This window comes from Lentilactobacillus dabitei, assembly GCF_019061365.1.
GTDB lineage: Bacteria > Bacillota > Bacilli > Lactobacillales > Lactobacillaceae > Lentilactobacillus > Lentilactobacillus dabitei.
The window spans coordinates 21,021-27,859 of the sequence record NZ_JAHPPD010000028.1 but is presented as its reverse complement, the minus strand read 5'-3'; the positions used below and the strand labels follow the sequence as shown (position 1 = coordinate 27,859).

Below are 6,839 nucleotides of genomic sequence, written 5' to 3'. Positions count from 1 at the left end.
TTTTAAAAAAATTGTCATTGCTCGGCGAACTTACCAAGGACGTTCAGCTTTAACTTCCTTTATTATCGTTGACGCTCAGAGTGTTAAAAATACCGAAACTGCCGAGAATAAGGGCTATGATGCCGGTGAGAAAATTTCCGGAATTAAGCGCCATCTGGCAGTGGATATCAACGACTTCCCGCAAGCCATTCATTTAACGCGGGCCAATGTTTCTGACCGTGACGGGGCCAGTGCCATGTTAGCCTTAAACGCCGAAAACTTACGCCGGGTTCAAAGCGTATTGGTTGATGGTGGTTACAGTGGCCGCAATTTTGCCATGGATGTCCAGCTTAATTTAAAAGCGACCACCCAAGTCGCCAAACGAAATGAGTTACATAAATTTGAAGTGTTGCCACAACGCTGGATCATTGAACGCTCGTTTAGCTGGTTGGAAAAATATCGTCGGCTCTGGAAAAATTGTGAACGTCAATTAACCACCAGTCTGCAAATGGTCGTTTTAGCGTTTTTAGCACTATTACTTAAGAGATTTTAGACAGCTTCTAAGTCAATCGCTAACGCCGGTTGGTCTCAATTCCGGACCATGCTGGAATACAAGTGTGCCTGGTATGGTAAGCAATTAGTGGTAGTGAGCGCTAAAAACACTTCCCGAATCTGTTCAGCGTGCGGTCAGAATGACGGCCCCAAGCCTTTAGCTATTCGGGAATGGACGTGTTCTGAATGTCGGACGCACCACGACCGCGATATTAATGCGGCAGTTAATATCCTTAATTGCGGACTAAAAGCTATTGGTTAGGAACTAGCCGTGGTAAAAGAGCGAGGTTCTGTAAGTTAGGTTTTCGGCATACCGATGTAACAGCCTAAATACTACTTCGTGTTCCCAGAAGCTCGGTCATTCATGACCGAGTAGTTCACAAAACGGTATCAAAATTGAGACTAAAAAAAGCTCGAAAAATTGTTTCCGAGCTTGGGTGTTGGCCGTTTATTTGTCTGGCAAATGATGACGTGCATCTTGGTTATTGAAATCTTGATAAAGTTTGTCGAAGTTAATTGTACCAAGTCCGGTTGCTTGATTATATAAGGTTCCTGGTTGACCGGTATAGAATAGATTATTGTTATTATTGGCGTCGTTTAAAGGATTGAATGGTGTATCTGTTTGTTGTGCAAATTTATAAATTTGTGGATTCCAGAAACCGATTGACGTCGTCCGGCCGCTGTTCATGATGGCGTTAGCTGCCGCCATTTGAGGAGAGGTATAACTGGTACCACCACCGATGAGCCAATATTTTTTCAAAATGGGCTTACCTTTTGAATCCGATCCGGTAGACATGTCACTGGAAAAATAGGTGGCGTATCCGGTTTGCTTGTCCGCATTTCCAGAGACATCCGGTAAATTTCGGCCAGTATGCGTACCTGTCAGAATCTTTGGATGAGGATTAATGGTGTAAAGATGGGTTTGGGGACGGTAATTTAACAAGGTAATCGCTCTAAAGGTGTTTACGCCTGGAATACCCTGTTGGTAGCGTGGTGTTGGGTTTAATGCGGAAAAGCCACCGCCACTCCCATGGAAAATCCCCTTTAGGATCTCGTAAAAACCGCCAAAGACGGGTTCGGATGGATGGTCAATATCGCCTAATGCCCGTTCCTTGGTAACTGTAATCGTTTTGTGATGGATCTTCTGTGTGTATGGTAAAGTTGTTCCACCAACAATTACTTGATAGGGGGATGTAGAAAAGGAATGTTGTTCTTTTAGTCCGCCCATCGCATATGGTCCTGAATCGCCACTAGCTTGAAAAACGGTAATGCCTTCGGTTGCTGCCTGCTCAAACATTAAATTTAGCGCATGGTTGTAGTTGGCAAGGGTTGCACTATGATCATCCCAACCGCCAAGAGACTCTATCGCGGGCGAATAACTGGTAGAAATTTGATGATCAAGGTCATTAGAAATCGCCTGCATAAACGATGTGTAATAAACGCTTGGAAGGCTGGTCAAATTATTATTGGAATCGCCACTGTAGATATCGATATCGGCTTTGGGTGCCACAGAGCTTGCAGATTCAACATCAAGGGCAGCCTCTGTTTTGGGAATAGTTCCACCGATTTTGGATTCTTTTTGCATTGCTTTTCGATTATCAATTGTATAGATACGGTGAATTCGGTTTGGATTGTCATGGATACCGTTTTGTGCCCAATAGATTTTTAAATCCTGATTGTGAACAATACTATCACTGATAATGCCGATACGCTGTCCTTGACCTTCAAGCCCGTTATCGTAAAGACTGGTTAGCTGATAGTGATTTGCAAATTTTAAAGGGCCGTATTTCTTCGAAAAGGCATCGGGAAGAAGGGCTGTATTCGGTTTATGACCTAAAGCGGCTGTTAAAGCGGTTTTTGAATGGGCGGTCCTTTTTGAAGTGGGCTTTCCTGTATAAAGGCCTATAACCGCTACAACTTGTTTGGCCAACTTAGCTGGCAGTCGGTAAGTCGTTCTTGAAGGTGTCCCTTTTCTTGGATGATAGTTGGCGTGAAATGCCCGATCCATATTGTTTTGGGTACCACGAAGTTTTAAAGCAAGGTTTCCGCGATAAACGGCAGTCCTTATATGACGTTTGTGTAGATATTCTTTAAACATTGAGAGATAGGCATTTGGTTCACCAAATTTTTGCGCAAATTGTTTTGGCGTTAGATAGTGATGATAGTTGATCGAATTGGGATCAACCGTATCATAAACGTAATTGGTTAAGTCGGTTTCGTTGGATGCTTTAAAAGCAACGTTAACGACGGTTGATCGATTGTCTGCTTTTTTGGCCTTGGCATTAGCGGTAAAACCAGTTCCCAGAACCAGAAAACCGCTTAAGGTCGCAATAATAAGTTGTTTTCCCCTCAAAATAATCACTCTTTTCTAAAATAATCTAGTTTAATTATAACAGTCTCATTTATTGAATACGCCAGATGTGTTTTGTGATTTTGGTTCAATCGATAAAACGAGGTTGGAAAATCAACTTCTCGATTTCCCAACCTCATTTAAATCATATTCACTTGTTTCTCGGATATTGGTTTAATTAGCAGTGCCTTCACTATTGAACTTGGCATTTAGCTTTGCAAAGTTAATGGTTCCAAGTCCGCTGGCCTGATTATAAATTTTACCAGGTTGACCAGTGTAATAAAGATTGTTACTCGTTGTGTCAGCCAAGACGTTGAACGGACTATAGGTTTCCAGAGCTCTTTTTAAATAAAGCCAATATAAGAAATCAGAAACGCTGTTAAATCAACGTTTCTGATTTTTTGTTCGGGATCCTACCGCTACTTTTCGTATGGATGTTCCATTGACCCCTTTATGTACACAAGATTCTTGATGCTATCTACCAATAGTCATTCCTATATCTATAGAATCATATTTCTATATATCTATAATTCTATAGAAGAATAATCATCATTCTTCAGGCATATTTCGCTGAACCTGCCGAACGAATTCCATCACAAGTTTTTTCTTGGTATCCGGCATATCATTTATATATTTTTCAACAAGTTCATTAATAACTTCATAGTTCTTTTTGTTTTCAACAATCCCGATTTGTTTAATCGCCATGTGAGTATCAATTTGTGTTTGAACAGATTTTGGCGTGTCTTTAGCTTTCAACTTTCTAGTATAGTGCATTAAAATTTGGTCGTCTGGTAAAGATCTTCGTATGGTTTCAGATACCTTAGGTTCTATCCGTTCTGGGCGGAATGTTTTATTCTTCCTAATTTTGCCTAAGCCATTCAATCCCAGTGACTTTTCACTCATAATATGATCTCTCCTTATTCATTAAATTTAGTGATTCGTTCTTTGATTTCGTTGACAACATTTTCGTAAACACTCATTACTCGAATATCATTTATATCCTTAGACCTATCAGTAATACCAGTTCGATCAAATCTCTTTAACCTAGCCATTTGTCTAATCCGTTGTTTGAACATGTTGGCTTTTCCGAAACTATCAATTGCATCATCTAAGACATCAAGATCTAGATTGTTCCCGTTTTGTTGCAAAACCGGTAAAACACCTAATAAATCCAATCCGAGCTTATAGTCGTCCTTCAAATTAATTAAGTGTTCAGCATAGGTTTCAGCGCCTGTTAATGATCTTTCTTGAGTTTGTAAAATAATAATTACAAAATCACTTGCCACAAGCGCTGAATCAGTAAATTTATTTAACTGCGGTGGAACGTCTAAAATAATGTAATCATATTTTTCTTTCAATGGGCTGAGCAGTTTTGCTAGGTAAGTGTCCTGTGTATAATCATCAGCAAAAGTTTCATTTAAATATTTTTCATATCCTTGTAAATCTTGATATGACGGTAGCAAATCTAAATTATCTTTAACATGAACTAAGGCCTTTTGTAGATTACCGCTGATTAGCGCAGTTTCTAATGTCTCTTCAAAGTCTGGTTTAATATCATAAATGGCTTCCATAGTGGTAAAAAGTAAATCCGTTGCATTTGCTTGGGGATCAAGATCAACAAGTAATGTTTTTTTATTATGCTTTGATAGTATGTAAGAAATCATCACAGCATTAGTTGTTTTGCCCACACCACCTTTAAAGTTTCCGGTAGTAATCGTAATTGCCATAAATTTATCCTCCTTTTATTTTATTCAAAATCTATAGAAACATAGCTTTATAGAATTGAATTTCTATAGAACTATAGTAGCTTAATATTAGGAATAGTGCAAGATTAGTTTAAAATCAGTTTTATAGTTCTATAGAACTATAACTTTATAATTCTATATTATCACAACATTTCTATAGAAATTTAATTTGCTTATTTACTTCTTATCCAATGAAGATTATGATTTAAGCGTGATCAAAAAAGGTCACGTTAAGTGGTTTCTCAACAAAACAAACAAAAAGATCATTGCTTAAAAATCATTCCCCAATAACTTTTAGTCAATTATACAGGTCACTACACTTTATAGATCTTTTAACGTGTAAATCCTGATAGTGCTGTTTTTTTATAACTTATAAGATATTTAATCATTTTTATGCAATTTCATTCTGCTATTGATTTTCAGTGCTTTCGACAGATACTTACTTAGATATCCAGAAGCGTTTATGTTACTCGAATGTTCAACAGTACCTTCTATCGCGTATTGGTTCCAACCGAAAACTGACAAGGAGAGTACAAGGCCAAATACGTGGTCAGTAAGCGCTATGCTAGACTAAAGTTAATTTAGCAACCGAATAAAGAGATCAAACTAAACCGAAAAAGTCCCCAATTCACGAGGAATCAGAGACTTTTGGTTTAGTAAGTAGCTATCAGCCAGCTACTTAGATTCAGTCGACTTTGACTTGGCGGAAAAAATCGACTGAACATTGTTCTTAATTTGTAGGTTAATTATACCGCAAACCAGTCCCCAAGGACAAGTGAGGGATAATTAAAAACAAATTAAATCCAATGGACTAAGTAGCTAACCGAAGCTATTTAGTCCATTTTTTGTTGTTAGAAATTAAAAAAGTTGCCGACTGGGCAACCAAGAAATAGACACATGCTGGTAAATTACAAAGCATTCATTTATCCGTGAGGCTTTGTAATTCAGTTAGAGCATATCAGACTTGTATTTTAAATCAAGTCGAATGTTTTAGCAACTCTCCTTTGAGACAGTGTGTGTCCGTCAAGAAAGGGAGTTTTTATTATGACAAAATCAACAGATTTCAATTATTATGACGCCAATAGCGTATATGGAGCCTTATTTTTCCAGTTCCCTAAGGTATTAATGTATGGCGAGCAATACAAACATTTAAGTAGTGACGCTAAATTGGCTTATATGGTACTAAAAGACCGGCTAGAGTATTCTTTACGCAATCACTGGATTGATGAGGAAGGGCACGTCTACTTTATTTTTACCAATCAAGAACTTAAAGATTTATTCGACTGCTCAAATGATAAGCTAGCAGCCGTGAAAAAAGACTTGGAACGTGCAGGACTACTTTATCAAAAAGCCATGCATTTCAATCCCAAAACTGGCAAAAACGAACCCAATCGACTTTACCTGGCCGAACTAGATATGCAGTCAACGGACGTCTATTTACGCGGTGAATATGCCCAAAAAGAGCCGCAAACCCTTGCTACGAGCGAAAATCCGAAAATCGGACGTTCGCGAGAGACCGTTGAAACCCTTGCTACGAGCGAAAATCCGAAAATCGGACGTTCGCAAAAGTTCGTTGACGACACCCCGCAAACCCTTGCTACGAGCGAAAATCCGAAAATCGGACACGATCTATATAAAGACTTTAAAAACATAGATACTAATAGATACAATATAGATACTCAAAAGTTGGACTTTTCCACAGCTCATTTCTCACCAGCAGAACTAGAAAAGCAAAACCAGGATTTGGTGAACCATGCTAATGACTTCCTAACTGATGAAGATAGTGGGTTACCAGTTTTCTTAGAACCCGAAGCTGTGCAACTACTTAGCTTTTGGTGCCGAACCCCACAACAAATGCGCCGGTTTATTGGCATTATCTTAAATGCTAAGTACCGAGTTGAAAAGGATCATCAAGATATTGGGGTTCTAATCCCGCTTGACGACGAAGAACTTAAACCTTTGATGACTAAAGCCTTGAGACGCTACTTTAACGCCCTGAGAAGCAATGAGAAGCACATCAAGAACGTTGAAAACTACTTGTACGGCACCATGCAAAACCTATTTGGGATTTGGTGGAATAAACAAGCGGCTAGAGAATATGCTGCCAAACATCCCGAAGAACAGAACACTGACAATGAGCGCTCTTGGAATTAAACGTCATATGAGCTCATTTAAGCCGTTTTAAGCGTTGCAGTGCATAATTATATTAAAAC

5 protein-coding genes and 1 pseudogene are annotated in these 6,839 nt (G+C 38.8%); 3 read left to right on the top strand and 3 right to left on the bottom strand.

The window, feature by feature from the left end; translation table 11 throughout:
* Nucleotides 1-532 (top strand): IS5 family transposase (locus KTE19_RS05995; protein WP_217341843.1); only part of this gene is annotated, 532 nt, incomplete at its 5' end.
* 6 nt (nt 533-538) lie between these two features.
* Nucleotides 539-793, top strand: a pseudogene (locus KTE19_RS05990) (RNA-guided endonuclease TnpB family protein); the annotation flags it as partial.
* A gap of 186 nt (nt 794-979) precedes the next feature.
* Here the strand turns inward: KTE19_RS05990 and KTE19_RS05985 are convergent.
* The 3 genes from KTE19_RS05985 to KTE19_RS05975 form a co-directional block, all read right to left on the bottom strand.
* Nucleotides 980-2,893: a S53 family peptidase gene (locus tag KTE19_RS05985; RefSeq protein ID WP_217341842.1), complete on the bottom strand. Its 1,914-nt coding sequence runs from the start codon at nt 2,891-2,893 to the stop codon at nt 980-982.
* Nucleotides 2,894-3,430: 537 nt separating this feature from the next.
* Nucleotides 3,431-3,784 (bottom strand): hypothetical protein, encoded by a 354-nt coding sequence (locus KTE19_RS05980; protein ID WP_054736602.1) that lies wholly within the window; start codon nt 3,782-3,784, stop codon nt 3,431-3,433.
* A gap of 14 nt (nt 3,785-3,798) precedes the next feature.
* Nucleotides 3,799-4,608 carry a ParA family protein gene (locus KTE19_RS05975; RefSeq protein WP_054656131.1) on the bottom strand — a complete coding sequence of 270 codons (810 nt, stop codon included), beginning with the start codon at nt 4,606-4,608 and terminating at the stop codon, nt 3,799-3,801.
* A 1,062-nt stretch (nt 4,609-5,670) separates the two neighbouring features.
* On the opposite strand from KTE19_RS05975, the gene KTE19_RS05970 reads away from it, so the two are divergent.
* Nucleotides 5,671-6,780, top strand: a complete 1,110-nt coding sequence (locus tag KTE19_RS05970; protein WP_217341841.1) for a replication initiator protein A — start codon at nt 5,671-5,673, stop codon at nt 6,778-6,780.
* The last annotated feature ends 59 nt before the right edge of the window (nt 6,781-6,839 follow it).

What these genes read in the sequence shown, in the direction of transcription:
- KTE19_RS05980 (WP_054736602.1), bottom strand. Translation starts at nt 3,784, where the DNA reads ATGAGTGAAAAGTCACTGGGATTGAATGGCTTAGGCAAAATTAGGAAG.
- KTE19_RS05975 (WP_054656131.1), bottom strand. Translation starts at nt 4,608, where the DNA reads ATGGCAATTACGATTACTACCGGAAACTTTAAAGGTGGTGTGGGCAAA.
- KTE19_RS05970 (WP_217341841.1), top strand. Translation starts at nt 5,671, where the DNA reads ATGACAAAATCAACAGATTTCAATTATTATGACGCCAATAGCGTATAT.